We start from the raw sequence: 17,795 nt of genomic DNA on the forward strand, positions 1-17,795 counted from the left end.
CAAACCGTTCACTGGAGTCCGCCGCCGGAACTGCTGGTGGTCGCTGTGTTCGCCAGCGTGCGCAGGCCGATCTGGAACATGATCGCGTGGTTCAGCACGGGCGGGGTCGAGCCTGCGGAATAGCTATACGCAGTTACATAGTTCAAGCCGAGCACAAAACAATCGTCGACGTAGCCGGCACCGAGCACATACTGGTTGATCTTGTTGGCCTCAAGGTCCCAGCGCGCCGAGCCCGTGACCACCCAATTGGCCGCGAGCTTGATCGAGCCTGACGTCAGGATGCCCTCGCGGCGGGTTAGATAGCCGAGTTCCGGCTGCGCCGCGTAATTGCCGTACAGCATGCTGACTGACCAGCGGTTGAAGTTGGCGCGGCCTTCCGCCTCGAAGCGCTGCACGTTCCAGGTCTGCTCGTCCATGCGCGAGCGAACGCTGAACGTATAGGTGCTGTTGGGCGAATAGGCGGCGCTCGCCACATAGTCGGAGCGCGGCCTTTGCAGGCCGGAATCCACGCCGGTATTGATGGAGTCCTGGACCGCGAAGGAGTTCATGCCGAACAGCTGGTAGGACTGGCCGAACAGCGTCTTGATGGCTCCGCCCCTGTCGAACTGCGTGGTGGACTGCACGCCGACATTGGCGCGGCCGCCGCCCTCGACACGGTCGTAGCCGGAGAACTTGTCGACGCTGAACAGGTTCGAGGCGTCGAACACCATGCTCTGCGCGTCCTCGTTGGGGAGCTTGCCGGCATAGGTCTCGTTCGGCCGGATGATGATCTGCGCGATCGGCTCGATGGTGGTCGAACCCCAGGGCTGAACATTGATGAAGGGGTAGCGGTATTCGAGGCCCACGGTCGGCATCAGGCGGAGCGCCTGGGTATCGCCGACGGGCAAATAGTTCGACACGCCCGGCTGGTTGGAGACCGAGGAGTTGATCGCGTCGGCGCGGAGAATGGCGAACGGCGTCCAGATTTCACCGAACGGATCGGTGAAGGACTTGCGCCACTGCGCTTCCGCCGTCAGGCGGGTGTAGGTACCCGGGAAGCCGCGCAGCAGGCACTGCGACGGCGTACGCGCGAGCGGATCGGCCGACACCGTCGTGCACAGGCTGTTGGTGTTGGCGAGCGTCGTGATCGGATCGAACACCGCGGTGTCACGCGACAGGTTCACGAAATTGGTCTTGTAGCTGAACTCGCCGCCGAAGACTGGATAGTTCAGCACGTTCGAGTAGTCGATCACGGGGTAGACGACCGGCACCTGGTTCTGGTTGCCCGAGTAACTCAGCCAGTACATCGTGCGCGCGTCGAAGAAGCTGCGATTGCCGACACCGGTCAGGTAAAGCTGCGAGAGTGCATCCGTCGGCAGATACAGGAACGAGCCCAGCGGATCGCGATATTGCGACAACCGATAGTCCGAGAAGAAATAATAGTCGGACATCAGGACACCGTCCCAACCCCAGACCCATTTGTCGTTCAGCGCGAACTGACCCTTGGTGTCGACGGCGCCGCGGAACTGCTTGTCGCCGGGCTGGCCAGCGAGCGCGCTCCGATCGAGCTGGTCGATGCCGTAGACGCGGATCTGATAGGCGCCGTCCATCAGGCGCTGGCGAAATTCGGCCTGGAACAGCACGCCCTGCCTGGACGTGATGCGCGGGTTGAAGGTGGCGTCCATGTCGGGCGCGATCGCCCAGTAGAACGGAACCTCGACGCCGTAGCCGAACGGCGTATTCGACGTGAAGCCCGGCATCAGGAAGCCGGTCTTGCGCTTCACGGTCGGGTCGGGCGTCGAGAAATAGGGCATATAGGCGATCGGCACGCCGAAGAATTCGAGCTGCGCCGTCTCGAAATACAGCATCTTCTCCTGCTGGTCGTGGATGATGCGCGCACCCTTGACCTGCCAGAGCGGCGGCTTCTTCGGATCGTCCTTGCACGGCGCGCAAGCCGTGTAGACGCCGTTCTCGAACACCGTGTAGTTGCCGCTGGAGCGATCGGAGCGGCTCGCCGCCATGCGGGTCTGGTCGGCCGTATCAACGCGCAGCGAATCGACGAAGCCGTCACGGTAGTCGTCGGACAGGTCCAGGATCTCGGCATAGGTGATCTTGCCGTCGGCATCCGTCATACGGATGTTGCCTTCGGCATGGAGCCGCTTGGTCTTCTGGTCGTAGATGACCTTGTCGGCCTCGACGCTGGTGCCGTTGTAGAACAGCTGGACGTTACCGACCGCGGAGACGCGCGAATTGTTGTAGTCGTAATCGACCTCGGTCGCCTGAACCAGCATCTGGTTGTCGTTGACGGCCTTCGGCGGCTTCGCACGCGGCGGCAGCGGATTGTAGGTGAAGCTCTGGGCGGATGCCGGCGTCACGGCGGCAACGTCCATCACGCCACCGAGCGATGCCACGGCGGCGACAGCAAGCAGGAATCTGCGAATGGACAAGCCACACCCGTTCGCGCGCACCAATGTGCGCCGCGTCAAACGAGACACGGGCCCTCGGTGGACGGCCGTCACTATCCGTCCTCCTGATACAGCAAGGCCAAAAAGCCGGTGAGGCCGCCCACCACCACGGGCAACCACGCCGCAGCGATCGGATGCATCAACTCAGCCTTGCTCAAATCTTCAGTCACTTTCGACAGAACGTAGAGCAGAAAGCCTGCGCCCACGCCACTCAAAACCATCTTCTGCACGCCGCCCATCCGGAAGAAGCGCAACGACACGGAGGCCGCGAGCATCACCATGGCTGCAAGCAAAAACGGCTGTGCCAGAAGCTTCTGATACTGGAGTCGGTATCCGGCTGTCGCGAAGCCCGAGCTTTCGGATGAGCGGATGTAGCTCGGTAGTTGCCAAAAGGACACAGTCTCGGGTGTGGAAAAGCTGTTGCGGACCTGGGCCTCGGTCAGCGTGGTCGGAATCTCCAGGCTGGCCTGATCGACCGGCGGCGAATCCAGCGAGAAGCGGCGGACGCCCTTGAACAGCCAACGGCCGGCCTCGAGCGTCGCCTCGCGCGCCTCGACCCGTTCCTTGAAGTGCTGCTCTGTGTCAAACCGGAACAGCGTGAGTCCGGTGAGCCGGATACCCTGCTGCTCGCTGCGCGCCGCATTGATGATCGTCTCGCCGTCGCTGGTCTTCTGGTTGAGCCAGAAGCCGGAGGCGTCCTGAATGCCGCCGCCGGGCGCCGAGCCGAACAGCTCGGCTTCCATGCGCTTGGACAGCTCGCGCAGATTGGCCGACATCGGATTGTAGGCGACGGTGGCGATCACGCCGATCAGGAGCGCGCTGCCGAGCGCCGGCGAGATGAATTGCCATGCGGAGACGCCGGCGGCGCGCGCGACGACGAGCTCGAGCCGGCGGGAGAGGGCGAGATAGCAGGTCATGGCGCCGATCAGCATGCAGAACGGCGTCAGCTTCTCCAAAAGCTGCGGCACGCGGAACAGCGAGGTCTCGGCCACCATGACTGCGGAGGCGGATGCGAGCCCTGAGGTCTTGCGCACCATCTCGATGTAATCGACCAGCACCAGCAGCAGGAAAATGCCGGCGAACACGCCGAGCGCCGCGACCACGAAACGGCCGGCGAAATAGCGCCCGAGTGTGTTGGTGAGCATGCTCATGCGGTGGCCGGCCGTCCGAACAGCCGCGCGATGCGCGCGTTCGACCTGTTGATGGCCTCCATGAGGCGCGGCGGCGGTTCGACCACAAGGCCGCCAATGATGATCGCCAGCCCGACGCCGATGGCACCAATGACCATGGCATATTGGACCAGCACCGCGCCCGGCGATTTCACCGCCATCACCGAGCAGGCGAAGCCGGCCATGCGCAGGCCGAACACGGCAAGGATCGAGGAGCCGATCGAGAAATTGCGGCTCTGGCGCGTGGTGCGAGGCGCACCCAGAAACGCAAAGGTCAGCACGGCAAAGGCGAAGGGATAGATCGGCGCCAGCAGGCTGTCATGCAGGGCCGAGCGGAACTGGCCGGGAATCTGCTTGTAGACGGGATCGTCCTCGGACGGCGAGAGCAACTCCCAGAGATAACGCTCGCGGATGCCGAGGGTGACGTCGCGGCCCTGGCCCGAGAACTTGGACATGTCGAAGCCGTAGCGGCCGAACGCCACCAGCGCGGGATCGCGCTTGCCGGCCTCGAAACGCTGGAGATTGCCAGTCTCCAGCACCAGGAACGATCCGGTCTCGTTCTTCACGACTTCGCCGTGCTCGGCGACGATCGAGACCCGCTCGTTCGGATCGCGGCGGTCGTCGATGAAGATGCCGGCGAGGATGCCGCCGGGCTGGCGTTCGCGAATCCGGATCGTCAGGTTCTTGTCGAGCTGGGCGAAGCGGCCGGGCTGCAGGATGTTGGTGAGCACGTCGGCGGTGATCTCGGCGTCCCACTGCTTGATCCGCCGCATGCCGTCGGGAGCGAGATAGGCCGCGATGAAGGCGACCAGCAGCGCCACCACGCAGGTGGCGTAGAAGAACGGATAGAACAGCCGGAATGGCGAGAAGCCGGCGGCATTCATCACGATGATCTCGGAATCGGTCGCGAGCTTGTTCAGCGTATGCGAGATCGCGATCATCAGCGCGATCGGCGAGATGATCAGGACCAGCGCGGGCACGACGAGGCTGGTGATCCCGAGGAAGGTCAGGATGGTCTGACCCTGGCTCGTCATCAGGTCGATGCCGCGCAACGCTTGCGTAATCCAGATCACGCCCGTGAGGCTGACCAGGACCAGCGCAAACGACGCGAGCGTCGTGCGGAAGATATACCTATCGATTGACCCCATGCGCTACCGCACGAATCCCACCAAGTCCCCAATGCCGGCCGGAATTCCGGCTGTCCAACCAATCCCCGCAAGGGCATCCCCAAGGTCGGCCAACCATCTCATCCGCCGGCTTACTCTCTCAGTACCATCCCTTTGATCCGTCAACAAAATGGCTGCCCCGTGGCACCCTCAATATATGGTTAATATTTCCCTCGTTGTGGCCCCTCGGCCACGGGGGGTGCTTGGCATCTGCCGGGCCGGTGGCCCATAGTGCGGGACGCTCAGTGAATCGCCGTTCAGCTCCGGCCCGTGGCCGGGACCGCCGATCGTTAAAAAGCGCAATGTTTTTGAGGAGTTACTCATGTCCGATGCCATTAAGGTCGGCTTCGTTCCATTGTCTGCCGCCGCCCGTGGCATCATGGTCGTGTTCTGCGACGACAGCCTGAAGCTCGGCCCGGCGACCGCCAAGGCGCTCGGCGGGGCCACCGAACTCGTGAAGCGGGCGGCCACCGCCGCCGCCTTCAAGGGCAAAAGCGGCGCGGCGCTCGACATCCTTGCGCCCGAAGGCGTGAAGGCCACCCGCCTGATCGTGATCGGCGCCGGCAAGGCGACCGGTCTGAAGGCGAACGACTTCCTCAAATTCGGCGGCGTGGCGGCGAGCAAGCTTCCGGCCGGGGCGGCGGCCATGACTATCATGGCGGAACTTCCAAACGGCGCCATGACCAGCGAGCAGGCGGTCGCGATCGCCTCGGGCCTGCGGCTGCGCACCTACAAGTTCGACCGTTACAAGACCAGGAAGAAGGATGGCGAGGAGGGCGGCACGCGCGCCGACGTCTCGTTTGCGGTCGGCGACGTGGTCGCCGCGAAGAAGGCGTTTACATCGGCGGCTGCGATCGTGGACGGCGTGATCATTGCGCGCGACCTCGTCAACGAGCCGCCGAACGTGCTTTTTCCCGAGGAGTTCGCGCGCCGCGCAGGCCTGCTCCGCAAGCTCGGCGTCAAGATCGAGGTCCTCGACGTCAAGGCCATGGACAAGCTCGGCATGGGCGCTCTGCTCGGCGTCGGCCAGGGCTCGGCGCGGCCGAGCCGCACCGTGATCATGCGTTGGGACGGCGGCAAGAAAGGTGAGGCGCCGGTTGCCTTCGTCGGCAAGGGCGTCTGCTTCGACACCGGCGGCATTTCGATCAAGCCGGCCGGCAGCATGGAGGACATGAAGGGCGACATGGGAGGGGCTGCCTGCGTCGTCGGCCTGATGCATGCGCTCGCGGCACGCAAGGCCAAGGTCAACGTCGTCGGCGCCATCGGCCTCGTCGAGAACATGCCGGACGGCAACGCGCAGCGCCCAGGCGACATCGTCACCTCGATGTCGGGCCAGACCATCGAGATCATCAACACCGACGCGGAAGGCCGCCTGGTGCTTGCCGATGTGCTCTGGTACGTCGCCAAGAAAACCAAGCCGAAATTCATGGTGGATCTGGCGACGTTGACCGGCGCCATCGTGGTCGCGCTCGGCACCGAGCATGCCGGCATGTTCTCCAACAATGACGAGCTTGCCGAGCGGCTGCTGGCGGCCGGCATCGAGAGCGGCGAGAAGGTCTGGCGCCTGCCGCTTGGCCCCGAATACGACAAGCTGATCGATTCCCAGTTCGCCGACATGAAGAACACCGGCGGCCGCCATGGCGGCTCGATCACCGCGGCACAGTTCCTCCAGCGCTTCGTGGACGGCACGCCCTGGGCGCATCTAGACATCGCTGGGACCGCCATGGGCGCGCCGAAGACCGACATCAATCAGAGCTGGGGAAGCGGTTACGGAGTTCGCTTGCTCGACCGTCTGGTCGCCGACCATTACGAGCGCAAATGACCCGAGATGACTGAAGTCCTTTTCTACCATCTGCAAAACATGACGGTGGAGAACGTGTTGCCGCCGCTTCTCGAGAAATCGCTCGAGCGCGGCTGGCGCGTCGTGGTGCAGTCGAATTCGCCGGAGCGCGCCGATGCGCTCGACGCTCATTTGTGGACCTATCGCGACGATTCCTTCCTGCCGCACGCGACATGGCGGGTGAGCGACGCCGCCGATCAGCCGATCGTGCTGGCGGTCGAGGAGGACAATCCGAACGGTGCCAATGTCCGCTTCCTCGTCGACAACGCCGCGGTGCCGCAGGACGCGCAGGCCTATGAGCGCATGGTGCTGCTGTTCGACGGCGACGATCCGGACGCGCTTGCGTTCGCCCGCAGCGCCTGGACGGATTGCAAGGCGCGGGGATTTGATGTCACTTATTGGCAGGCTGACGAGCGGGGCCGGTGGCAGAAGCGGAATTAGCGGTCGCTCGCAAATTAATGATAATTTGCACTTTTCGGGTGATGATGGCTTTTGTCACCTTCGTGCCGCAAAGTGATGTTGCTACAATTGCTTAGGGCCGATCCTTCACTCGGGGATTTTAGTTTATCGTGCGACATCAAAAGCTTCCCAGCTCGCTCATAATTGCGTTGGCGGCCGTAGCCCCGCTGGTTGCGGGCTGTTCGGGCGGGACCGATCTGTTGTCCAGGGATGCCCAGTGGTTCAACACGCCCAGCCGCCTGTTCATCAAAAGCATCTCGATTGAGTCGCCGCCGCTGACCCCCGACAAGCCGGTTGGGGCCGAGGATCTGGTCAGCGCCGACGGGGCTTGTGCCGGCATGGCGCCGCCGCCCGGGCCGGCTGATGCGAATGCGTCGACGACCGCGCCGGCTCCCATGGGCGGCACCGTCGCGCTCGGCCACACCGAATGCGATGTGGTGCGCGGCATCGGCGCGCCCTCGAGCGTCAACCTCTCCGGTGATGCCGCCGGCAGGCGCGTTGCGGTCGTGACCTGGACGACCGGTCCGCGCGCTGGCATCTATACCTTCACGGCCGGTCGCCTGTCCTCGATCGAGGGCACGCCGGAGGCGCCGGTCATGCCGAAGGCGACCAAGCCGAAGCCGAAGAAGAAGTCGGCGTAACACGGGTCGACCTTTTGGCCTGAAGCTGGTTGCGGCTGTCGATGCGATCAGCCGCGCACTCCTATCCCCATCATCAAGCGGCTTTGCATTCCTTGATCGCGGTGGCCGAGGCGTGAACCGTGATCTCTCCCGTTCGCGCTCGCCGGCGATCTTGTTCGCGAGTTTCGACATCGCGGATGCCGACCTTCGCCCAAAGTGCCTTCATTGCCTCGAGCTGCGTTCTTCCGCGCGCGTTGAAAATCACGGGGGCGTTACGCGTGATCCGTGATCAGGCGGTTCGTGATGAGCAAGCCTTCGCATCCGCTGTCGGAAACTGCCCCGAAGCAAAACTGGAGGAAATCTCCAGAATAATCACGCGCGTCTCAAGCAACGGTTCAAGAATGTCATGTGCGCGAATGCTACGCGTCGAAGGGAGGGGCTAGGTCGGAAGGATCATTTGGATGTCCATTACCTCTGTGTTTTCCCCGGTTACGGGGCAACTCATCATTTTCGGCGACAGCGCGAATAACGGCCTCGTGATAAGTCGCGACAAGTCCGGCCGCATCCTGGTTGATAACGGGCACGTGAAAACGGTTGGTGGCGAACCCACGGTCGACAACACCACCGCGATCGACATCTTCGGTCAAGGCGGTGACGACACGATCACCGTCGACGAATGCCACGGACCGATGCCGGCGGTGCACATCTTCGGCGGCGACGGCAATGACAGGATCACGGGCGGCTCGGGAGCCGACCTCCTGTTTGGTCAGGCCGGCAACGATTTGATCAAGGGCGGCGGCGGCAACGATCTGCTGTTCGGCGGAGCGGGTAACGACGTCCTGGACGGCGGCAGCGGCGACAACCAGCTGTTCGGCGAGGCCGGCGACGACGTCATGACCTGGAATCCCGGCGGCGGCACCAACCTGTTCGAAGGTGGTGAGGGCAACGATACGGCTCAGGTCAACGGAAACAACGCCGCCGAGACGTTCACAATCACGGCGAACGGCACCCGCGTGCGGCTCGACGGGACGGGCGCGGCGCCGTTTTCGCTCGACATCGGCACGACTGAAAATCTCGTCTTGCACAGCGGCGGCGGCGACGATGTCATCACCGCGGGCAATGGGCTCGGCAGCCTGATCTCGCTGACGCTCGATTGCGGCGCCGGCAACGACCGGATCATCGGCGGCGACGGCAACGACCTCATCATCGGCGGCAGCGGCGACGACATCGTCAATGGCGGACGCGGCAACGACGTCGCCCAGCTCGGGAGTGGCGACGACACTTTCATCTGGAATCCCGGTGACGGCAGCGACACGGTCGAGGGCGGCTCGGGCAGCGACAAGCTGCTTTTCAATGGCGCTAACATCAACGAGACCATCAACATCTCGGCCAATGGCGGCCGGGTGCGCTTCACCCGCGATGTCGCCAACATCACGATGGATCTCAACAGCGTCGAGCAGATCGAATTCGATGCGCGTGGCGGCGCCGACAACATCACCGTCGGCGACCTCACCCGGACCGGCGTCAAGCAGGTGCTGGTTGATCTCGGAGCCGTTCCGGGAGGGACGCAAGGCGACGGCGCTGCTGATACGGTGACCGTCAACGGCAGCAACGGCAATCAGCACATCGAGGTCACAGCCGCGGGCACAACGGTCACGGTCACGGGGCTGCCGGAGGTCGTGACGATCGCAAATGCAGAGGCCGGCAACGACCGGCTGGTCGTGCAGGCGCTCGGCGGTAACGACGTGATCGATGCATCCACGCTCGGCGCGGCGATCGGGCTGACCATCGACGGCGGTGCGGGCAACGACACCATCACCGGCAGCCAGGGAGCCGACACCCTGATCGGCGGCGACGGCAACGACAAGGTCATCGGCGGCCGCGGCAATGACGTCGCGCTTCTCGGCGCAGGCGACGACATCTTCACGTGGAATCCCGGTGACGGCAGCGACACTGTCGAAGGCGGCACGGGAACCGATACGCTGGTGTTCAACGGCGCCAATGTGGCCGAGACCATGTCGATCTCGGCGAACGGAAGCCGTGCGCTACTCACCCGTGACGTCGGTGCTATCGTCATGGACCTCGCCGGCGTCGAGCACGTGCAGATCGCGGCGGCAGGCGGCGCCGACAACATCACCGTCAACGATCTGACCGGGACAGGAATCACGCAGGTTGCCATCGACCTCAGTGCCGGCCCCGGCAGCCAGAGCGGCGATGCCGCGGCGGACCGCGTGACCGCGAACGGCACGACCGGTGACGACAACATATCGGTCGTGACCGCCGGCGGATCGATCGTGGTCAACGGCCTCGCTGCGCAGGTGACGATTGCGCATGCGGACGCCGGTGATGTGCTCGGCATCAACGGCGGCCAAGGCAATGATGTCATCGATGCGTCTTCCATCAAGGCGGGACAGTTGTTCAGCCTCAACATCAATGGCGGCGACGGCAACGACACCATCACAGGCAGTGCCGGCAATGACATTGTGAACGGCGGACGCGGCAACGATTTCGCCAATCTCGGTGCGGGCGACGACACCTTCGTCTGGAACCCCGGCGACGGCAGCGATACCGTCGAAGGCGGGAAGGGCACCGACACTCTGGCATTCAACGGCGCCAATATCAGCGAGAACATCAACATCTCGGCCAATGGCGGCCGGGTGCTGTTCACGCGAGATGTTGCCGCCATTGCGGTGGACCTGAACGGGGTCGAACATGTCGACTTCAACGCTCTCGGCGGTGCCGACAACATTACGGTCGGTGACCTCTCCGGCACCGGCGTCAGCCAGGTCGACCTCGATCTCGGCGCCAATGACGGCGCCGCGGATACCGTGACCATCAACGCAACCGACGGCAACGACGTCATCACGGTGACCGAGCACGACGGCATCATCACGGTGTCGGGGCTTGGCCAGGACATCAACATTACCGACGCCGGCGCGGGCGACAGGATCGTCATCAACGGTCTCGATGGCGACGACGTCATCACGGCCTCCGGTCTGCACGGCGGCATCCAGCTCGTTGCCAATGGCGGCAACGGCGACGACGTGCTGATCGGCAGCCCCGGCAACGACACGCTGGCAGGTGGTGCCGGTGATGACGTGCTGATCGGCGGCGGGGGCCTCGACGTCCTCGACGGCGGCACCGGCAACAACGTCGTCATCCAGGGCGGTGCGTTCGCGGCCGCGATGCTGCTCAACCAGGCCATGGCGGCCAGCTTCGTCCCGGCAGGTGAGGGGAACGGCGAGATGCCGCTGCCCGATCCGCACGCGATGCAGAACCAGGTGCTCGCACCGCCGCAGCACGCCTGAAGCCAACTGCATCGGCCCGGAGAACGCTCATGACGACGAACGCGGTCTCCACCGATACGGGGCTCGATGCATTGCTGACACTGCTGCATCTGCAAGGTGTTGCGGCCGATCGCGAGCAGCTCAGGCACCGGCTGGGCGCGGCAAGCTTCGGCGCAGCGGATATCGTCCGCTGCGCCAGGTCTCTCGGACTTAAAGCGCGAACCTATCGAACGCAGTGGAGCCGTCTGTCGGACACCCCGCTGCCTGCGATCGCAATGCTGCGGGACGGCGGCTTCATGGTCATCGCAAAGGCCTCCGCCGATAAGGTGCTGGTGCAGTCCCCGGAGGCGCAGCGTCCGGTACTGATGGATCGCGACGAGCTGTGCGCGATCTGGGACGGCGGTTTGATCCTGATGGTTCGGCGCGCCGGCCTGTCCGACCTCGGGCGGCACTTCGATATCACCTGGTTCATCGGCGCGATCGGCAAATACCGGCGGCTGCTGGGCGAGGTGCTGGCGGCTTCGTTCTTCCTCCAGCTTTTTGCGCTGGTCTCGCCGTTGTTCTTCCAGGTCGTGATCGACAAGGTGCTGGTGCACCGCTCGCGGTCCACGCTCGACGTCCTCGTCATTGGCCTCGTCGTCGTCTCCCTGTTCGACACCGTGCTCGGGATCCTGCGCAATTACCTGTTTGCGCACACCACCAACCGCATTGACGTCGAGCTCGGGGCACGCCTGTTCCACCACCTGCTGGCGCTGCCGATGGCGTGGTTTCAGGCCAGGCGCGTCGGAGATTCCGTGGCCCGGGTCCGTGAGCTCGAGAACATCCGCAATTTCATCACCAGCTCGTCGCTGACGCTTCTCATCGACCTGGTCTTCACCTCGGTGTTCCTGGCGGTGATGTTCGCCTATTCGGCGCAGATGAGCTTCATCGTGCTGGCATCGTTCCCGTTCTACATCGCGATCTCGGCCGTGGCGACGCCGCTGTTTCGCCGCAGGCTGGACGAGAAATTCCGCCGCGGCGCCGAGAACCAGGCCTTCCTGGTCGAGAGCGTCAGCGGCATCGAAACGCTGAAGGCGATGGCGGTCGAGCCGCAGATGCAGCGCCGCTGGGAAGAGCAGCTCGCAGGCTATGTCTCCGCGAGCTTCGGTGTCACCAGCCTCGGCAACACGGCTAGCCAGCTGGTGCAGCTCGTCAGCAAGGTCGTCACCGCCGCCATTCTCTATGTCGGCGCCAGACTGGTGATCGGTGACGCATTGACCGTCGGCGAGCTCGTTGCCTTCAACATCTTCGCAGGGCGGGTGTCGGCCCCGGTGCTGCGGCTCGCGCAGGTCTGGCAGGATTTTCATCAGGCGCGACTGTCGATCGCCCGGCTCGGCGACATCCTCAACAGCGCGGCGGAGCCTGCTTACTCCGCGGCCCGCGCGGGGCTGCCGCCGATCCGGGGCAACATCCGCTTCGAGCACGTCTCTTTCCGCTACCGGCCCGATGGGCCGGAGATCCTGCACGATGTCTCATTCGACATTCCAGCCGGACAAACCGTCGGCATCGTCGGATCGTCCGGTTCGGGCAAAAGCACCTTCGCCAAGCTGGTGCAGCGGCTCTATGTACCGCAAGGCGGCCGCGTGCTGGTCGACGGAATGGATCTGATGACGACCGACCCGGCCGGACTCCGTCGGCAGATCGGAATCGTGCTCCAGGACAACATGCTGTTCAACCGGTCGGTGCGCGACAACATCGCGCTGGCCGATCCAAGCCTGCCGATGGATCGCATCATCGATGCGGCGAAGCTGGCGGGCGCGCATGATTTCATTCTGGAGCTCCCCGAGGGCTACGATACGGTGGTCGGCGAGCGCGGCTCGACGCTCTCGGGCGGGCAGCGCCAGCGCATCGCGATTGCCCGCGCACTGGTGGGCAATCCCCGGATCCTGATCTTCGACGAAGCCACCAGCGCGCTCGACTATGAAAGCGAGCGGATCATCCATGACAACATGAAGGAGATCGCGAAAGGCCGCACCGTCCTGATCATCGCGCACCGTCTGTCCACCGTCCGCGGCGCCGATCGCATCTTCACCCTGGAACGCGGCCGTCTGGTCGAGGACGGCACGCATGATGCGCTGATCAAGACCGGCGGCCGCTATGCCGCCCTGCATCGTCTCCAGGGAGGCATTTATGAGGTCGGCTAACACTGTGCCGGCCGCTCGTCCGGAGCAGACCGTGATCCCGTTCCGGAATGGAAAGGGCCGGCGCGCCGAGGAAGTCGCCTTCCTGCCGGCGGCGCTGGAAATCACGGAAACACCGCCATCGCCGATCGGCCGCGCCATCGCCCTGGCCCTCATGCTGCTTGTCTGCGCGGCGCTGGCCTGGTCGGCTTGGGGCACGATCGACATCGTGACCTCCGCAACCGGCAAGGTCGTGTCGAGCGGGCGAAGCAAGGTGATCCAGCCGTTCGAGACCGGCGTGGTGCGCGCCATTCACGTGCAGGACGGGCAATCGGTCAAGGCGGGCGACCTGCTGATCGAGCTCGATCCGACGGTGAACGCCGCAGAGCGCGATCGTCTGCATGACGATCTCATGGCCGAGCGGCTCAACGTCGCGCGCCTCCGCGCCGCATTGGCGGGCGGCGAAGGGGTATCCGCTGATCTCGTCGTACCAGAGGATGCCGATCCCATGCTGGTTGCGACGCAACGGCAGCTCCTCGCCAATCAGGTCAGCGAGAACAGGGCCAAGCTCGCGGCGCTGGCACGTCAGGAAGCGCAGAAGGAGGCCGAACATCAGACGATTGCGGCGACGATTCACAAGCTTGATGCGTTGCTGCCGATCACCCAGCAGCGTGTCGAGATCCGCAAGACGCTGATGGAGAAGGAGATCGGCTCGAAGCTGACCTACTATGAGACCCTCCAGCTCCAGATCGAGCAGCAGGAGGAGCTTCGCGTCCAGAGCAGCCGCTTGAAGGAGGCCGAGGCGGCCGTCGCCGCGATCCGGGAGACCCGCATCCAAGCCCTGGCCGAGTACAGGAAGAGTCTCTCCGACGAGCTGGCTAAGAGCGAACAGAAAGCCAATGGCGTCGCACGCGATCTGATCAAGGCGCAGCAGAGGACGAGGCTTCAGCAACTGACGTCGCCGGTCGACGGCGTCGTGCAGCAGCTTGCGGTCCACACCGTGGGCGGCGTGGTCACGCCCGCGCAGTCGCTGCTGGTAATCGTGCCGACCGATACGCGGCTCGAGATCGAGGCGATGATCTCCAATCGCGATATCGGATTTGTCGAGGCCGGGCAGGGTGCTGCCATCAAAATCGACACTTTCAATTTCACCCGCTACGGGCTTCTCGCAGGCCAGGTCGTGAGCGTCTCGCAGGACGCCATCATCCGCGACTGGCCGCAGGAGCGCGGGAGCGACCGTCCGCTCGCGACACAACGCGACAGCAGCGAGCCCAGCGGGCAGGAGTTGAGCTACAGCGCCCGCATCTCGCTCGATCGCACCCAGATGCAGGTGGACGACCGCCTCGTCAGCCTGTCGCCGGGAATGGCGGTGACCGTCGAGATCAGGACCGGTTCGCGCACCATCCTGAGCTACCTGCTATCGCCGCTGCAGCGCTACCGGCACGAGATCATGCGCGAGCGCTAGTTCCCGCATGATGCCGACGAAGCTTCGCGAGACGCGCTGAGAACCAATCGGGCTTTTCGGCAGCTACACCATGCCGCGGGCGCGCCACTCCTGATGAAGTCATTTTGGTGTGGCCCCGCAGCCCGGAATGCGTACATAGGAGCAAGCAAAAAATTTGGAGGAAAGCATGCGGCTCATTGCCCTCGTATCGGCTCTGGTCCTGCCGTTTGGCGCGGCGCTCGCCCAGGACTATCCGATCAGGCCCGTCACCATGCTGGTGCCGTTCGCCGCCGGCGGACCTACGGACACGATTGCTCGCCTGACCGCGGCCGGCATGGCGAAATCGCTTGGCCAACAGGTCGTCGTCGAGAACGCGCCTGGCGCCGGTGGTACCATCGCCACGACCCGCGCCTCGCGAGCCCAGCCCGACGGATACACGCTGCTGATCCATCATGTCGGCCTCTCGACGGCCGCCACACTGTACCGCAACCTCAGCTATGACACGAAGACGGCCTTTGCGCCGATCGGGCTTGTGACCAATGCGCCGATGACCATCATCGCGCGTCCGGATTTTCCGGCCGACACGCTGAAGGAATTGGTCGCCTACGCCCAACAGCAGGGCGACAAGTTGACCTATGCCAATGCCGGACTCGGCGCGGCGTCGCATCTCTGCGGCATGCTGTTCATGACAGCGATCCAGAAGCAGCTCACCGCGGTGCCCTACAAGGGCAACGGCCCCATCATGAACGACCTTCTCGGCCGGCAGATCGATCTTACCTGCGACCAGGCGACGAATACCACCGGCCCGATCATGTCGAAGCAGGTCAAGGCCTATGCGATCACCACCAAGGAGCGGCTGAAGAGCCTGCCCGATCTGCCGACGGCCGACGAGGCCGGTCTCAAAGGGTTCGAACTTGGCGTCTGGCACGGCATCTATGCCCCCAAGGGCACACCGCCGGCGGTCGTTCAGAAGCTGACCGCGGCGCTCCAGTCCGCCCTTAGGGATTCCACGCTGATCGCCCGGTTCAACGACATCAATACCGAGCCGGTCCCGCAGGAGAAGGCGACGCCGGAGGCGCTGGCCGCGATGCTAGCGAGCGAAGTCGACCGCTGGGCTCCGATGATCAAGGCAGCCGGCCAATTCGCGGACTGAGCCATTCCTGCTCAATTCGTCCCGACATCGCTGCGTGAGCGGGCTGAGTCACCACGGTAAAGAACAGTCCATTCAATAGCCAATCACCGGGTAGCAAAATACCGGTACTGTGCATGGGGTTGTTTTTGCGATTTTAATGTCGGGCCGGTCGCGGAGGCGTCAGCCCGCCGCCTCGTCGAACTGCGTGCTCGCCTCTAGCCACTGCTCCTCGGCGCGCGCCAGCGCGTCGGCCGCATTGGCACGTGCCTTCGACAGTTGCGCGGCCTGCTTGGGGTCGCGGGTGAAGATGTCGGGCAGGGCCAGCGCAGTGTCGATCTTGCTGATGATCGCGCTGACGCGGGCGATCTCGGTCTCAGCTTCCGCGATACGTTTCTTCAGCGAGCCGCGATTGTCCGATCTCGGACGCTGCGGCTTCTCGCTCGGCGCGTTGCGCTCTCGCGGGGCGGGCTCGCCATTGCGCGCGGACAGCACCAGGCGGCGATATTCGTCGAGGTCGCCGTCGTAATTAGTCACGGTGCGGTCGGCGACGATCCAGAGTTGATCGGCGCAGGACTCGATCAGATAGCGATCATGCGAAACCATGATGACGGCGCCGGGGAATTCGTTAATGGCTTCCGCAAGCGCGGCGCGGCTGTCGATGTCGAGATGGTTGGTCGGCTCGTCCAGGATGATCATGTTGGGGCCGAAGAAGGTCGCCAGTCCCAGCAGGAGCCGCGCCTTCTCGCCGCCCGACAATTTTCCGACCTTGGTATCGGCCGCCTTGCCGGAAAAGCCGATCGCACCGGCGCGGGCGCGTACTTTGGCTTCGGGCGCCTCGCCCATAAGCTTGCGGACGTGGTCGTAGGTCGAGGCATCCTCGTTCAATTCGTCGAGCTGGTGCTGGGCGAAATAGGCAATCGAGAGCTTGTCGGCGCGGGTCACCTTGCCCGAGAACGGCGCGAGGCGGCCGGCGAGCAGCTTCACGAGAGTCGACTTGCCGTTACCGTTCGAACCAAGGAGCGCGATGCGGTCGTCATTGTCGACGCGCAAGGTGACGCGGTTCAGCACGGGCGAGTTCGGATCGTAGCCGACCACGACGTTGTCGGCGGCGATGATCGGCGGCGACAGGATTTTCTCGGGCGCGGGAAAGCTGATCTCGCGTACGTCCTGGGTGACCAGCGCCGTGATCGGCTTCAGCCGCTCCAGCATTTTCACACGGGACTGCGCCTGGCGGGCTTTCGAGGCCTTGGCCTTGAAACGGTCGACGAAGGCTTGCAGGCGGGCGCGTTCGGCTTCCTGGCGCTTGACCGCTTTGGCATCGAGCATCTCGCGCATGGCGCGCTGCTCCTCGAAGGAGGAGTAGGTGCCCTTGTAAAGGGTGAGCTTGCTGCGATCCAGATGCAGGATCTGGTCGACCGAGCTTTCCAGCAGATCGCGATCATGGCTGATCACGATAACGGTGCGCGGATAATGCGCGAGGTGATCCTCGAGCCACAGCGTGCCTTCGAGGTCGAGATAGTTGGTGGGCTCGTCGAGCAGCAACAGGTCGGGAGCCGCAAACAGCGTTGCGGCGAGCGCAACGCGCATGCGCCAGCCGCCGGAGAATTCGGCGCAGGGGCGGAGCTGGTCGGCGGCGGAGAAGCCGAGACCGGAAAGGATGGCTGCGGCGCGGCTCGGCGCCGAATGCGCGTCGATGTCGACCAGCCGGGTCTGGATCTCGGCGATCTGGTGCGGGTCGGTCGCGCTCTCGGCCTCGGTGAGCAGTGCGTCGCGTTCGAGGTCGGCCTTGAGCACGACCGAGATCAGGCTCTCGGGGCCGTTCGGCGCTTCCTGCGCCAGGCTGCCGACGCGCCAGCGGGGCGGCAGGCTCACCGTGCCGTGCTCAGCGGCGAACTCGCCGCGGATCACCTTGAACAGGGTCGATTTGCCGGTGCCGTTGCGACCGACCATGCCCACGCGGGATCCGGGCGTGATCTGCACGGAACTCTGGTCAATCAGAAGGCGTCCGGCGAGGCGGATGGAGAGGTCGGTGATGGAGAGCATGCGGCCTTGTCACCGCACCCGCGATCAAACGC

Annotated in this window: 11 protein-coding genes; 7 read left to right on the forward strand and 4 right to left on the reverse strand. The window is 64.3% G+C overall.

What is annotated here, in order from left to right:
* Positions 1–8: 8 nt before the first annotated feature.
* The 3 genes from AC0L23_RS27210 to lptF are packed head-to-tail and all read right to left on the reverse strand — an operon-like array spanning position 9 to position 4,761.
* The gene (locus AC0L23_RS27210) at positions 9–2,498 is read right to left on the reverse strand and encodes an LPS-assembly protein LptD (protein WP_026233733.1); all 2,490 of its coding nucleotides are present in this window, start codon (positions 2,496–2,498) and stop codon (positions 9–11) included.
* Positions 2,498–3,595, reverse strand: coding sequence for an LPS export ABC transporter permease LptG (lptG, locus tag AC0L23_RS27215; protein WP_018459094.1), 1,098 nt, complete (start codon positions 3,593–3,595; stop codon positions 2,498–2,500). The genes AC0L23_RS27210 and lptG overlap by 1 nt, the downstream gene beginning before the upstream one ends.
* Entirely contained in the window at positions 3,592–4,761 is a 1,170-nt protein-coding gene (lptF, locus tag AC0L23_RS27220) for an LPS export ABC transporter permease LptF (protein WP_018459093.1), read from the reverse strand. The genes lptG and lptF overlap by 4 nt, the downstream gene beginning before the upstream one ends.
* Positions 4,762–5,101: 340 nt before the next feature.
* On the opposite strand from lptF, the gene AC0L23_RS27225 reads away from it, so the two are divergent.
* The 7 genes from AC0L23_RS27225 (at position 5,102) to AC0L23_RS27255 (ending at position 15,741) form a co-directional block, all read left to right on the forward strand.
* Positions 5,102–6,601 (forward strand): leucyl aminopeptidase, encoded by a 1,500-nt coding sequence (locus AC0L23_RS27225; RefSeq protein ID WP_085352926.1) that lies wholly within the window; start codon positions 5,102–5,104, stop codon positions 6,599–6,601.
* A 6-nt stretch (positions 6,602–6,607) separates the two neighbouring features.
* A complete protein-coding gene (locus tag AC0L23_RS27230) occupies positions 6,608–7,060 on the forward strand; it encodes a DNA polymerase III subunit chi (RefSeq protein ID WP_018459091.1) in 453 nt (150 codons plus the stop codon).
* Positions 7,061–7,227: 167 nt separating this feature from the next.
* Positions 7,228–7,719: a hypothetical protein gene (locus AC0L23_RS27235; RefSeq protein ID WP_018459090.1), complete on the forward strand. Its 492-nt coding sequence runs from the start codon at positions 7,228–7,230 to the stop codon at positions 7,717–7,719.
* A 440-nt stretch (positions 7,720–8,159) separates the two neighbouring features.
* Positions 8,160–11,006: a beta strand repeat-containing protein gene (locus AC0L23_RS27240; RefSeq protein ID WP_085352928.1), complete on the forward strand. Its 2,847-nt coding sequence runs from the start codon at positions 8,160–8,162 to the stop codon at positions 11,004–11,006.
* Between the two features lie 29 nt (positions 11,007–11,035).
* Positions 11,036–13,168: a type I secretion system permease/ATPase gene (locus AC0L23_RS27245; protein WP_085384879.1), complete on the forward strand. Its 2,133-nt coding sequence runs from the start codon at positions 11,036–11,038 to the stop codon at positions 13,166–13,168.
* The gene (locus tag AC0L23_RS27250) at positions 13,155–14,609 is read left to right on the forward strand and encodes an HlyD family type I secretion periplasmic adaptor subunit (RefSeq protein ID WP_085352931.1); all 1,455 of its coding nucleotides are present in this window, start codon (positions 13,155–13,157) and stop codon (positions 14,607–14,609) included. Before AC0L23_RS27245 ends, AC0L23_RS27250 begins: the two co-directional genes overlap by 14 nt.
* 166 nt (positions 14,610–14,775) lie before the next feature.
* Positions 14,776–15,741, forward strand: a complete 966-nt coding sequence (locus AC0L23_RS27255) for a tripartite tricarboxylate transporter substrate-binding protein (RefSeq protein WP_085352933.1) — start codon at positions 14,776–14,778, stop codon at positions 15,739–15,741.
* 159 nt (positions 15,742–15,900) lie between these two features.
* On the opposite strand, the gene AC0L23_RS27260 is transcribed toward AC0L23_RS27255, so the two are convergent.
* On the reverse strand, positions 15,901–17,763 hold the full coding sequence (locus AC0L23_RS27260) for an ABC-F family ATP-binding cassette domain-containing protein (protein ID WP_085354380.1): 1,863 nt from the start codon (positions 17,761–17,763) through the stop codon (positions 15,901–15,903).
* Positions 17,764–17,795: the final 32 nt, after the last annotated feature.

It is taken from the genome of Bradyrhizobium sp. MI1.4, from assembly GCF_055811315.1.

Excerpts from the sequence above, each read along its gene's own strand:
- AC0L23_RS27255 (WP_085352933.1), top strand. The coding sequence starts at position 14,776 with ATGCGGCTCATTGCCCTCGTATCGGCTCTGGTCCTGCCGTTTGGCGCG.
- AC0L23_RS27225 (WP_085352926.1), top strand. The coding sequence starts at position 5,102 with ATGTCCGATGCCATTAAGGTCGGCTTCGTTCCATTGTCTGCCGCCGCC.
- AC0L23_RS27250 (WP_085352931.1), top strand. The coding sequence starts at position 13,155 with ATGAGGTCGGCTAACACTGTGCCGGCCGCTCGTCCGGAGCAGACCGTG.
- lptG (WP_018459094.1), bottom strand. The coding sequence starts at position 3,595 with ATGAGCATGCTCACCAACACACTCGGGCGCTATTTCGCCGGCCGTTTC.
- AC0L23_RS27260 (WP_085354380.1), bottom strand. The coding sequence starts at position 17,763 with ATGCTCTCCATCACCGACCTCTCCATCCGCCTCGCCGGACGCCTTCTG.
- AC0L23_RS27230 (WP_018459091.1), top strand. The coding sequence starts at position 6,608 with ATGACTGAAGTCCTTTTCTACCATCTGCAAAACATGACGGTGGAGAAC.
- AC0L23_RS27245 (WP_085384879.1), top strand. The coding sequence starts at position 11,036 with ATGACGACGAACGCGGTCTCCACCGATACGGGGCTCGATGCATTGCTG.
- lptF (WP_018459093.1), bottom strand. The coding sequence starts at position 4,761 with ATGGGGTCAATCGATAGGTATATCTTCCGCACGACGCTCGCGTCGTTT.
- AC0L23_RS27240 (WP_085352928.1), top strand. The coding sequence starts at position 8,160 with ATGTCCATTACCTCTGTGTTTTCCCCGGTTACGGGGCAACTCATCATT.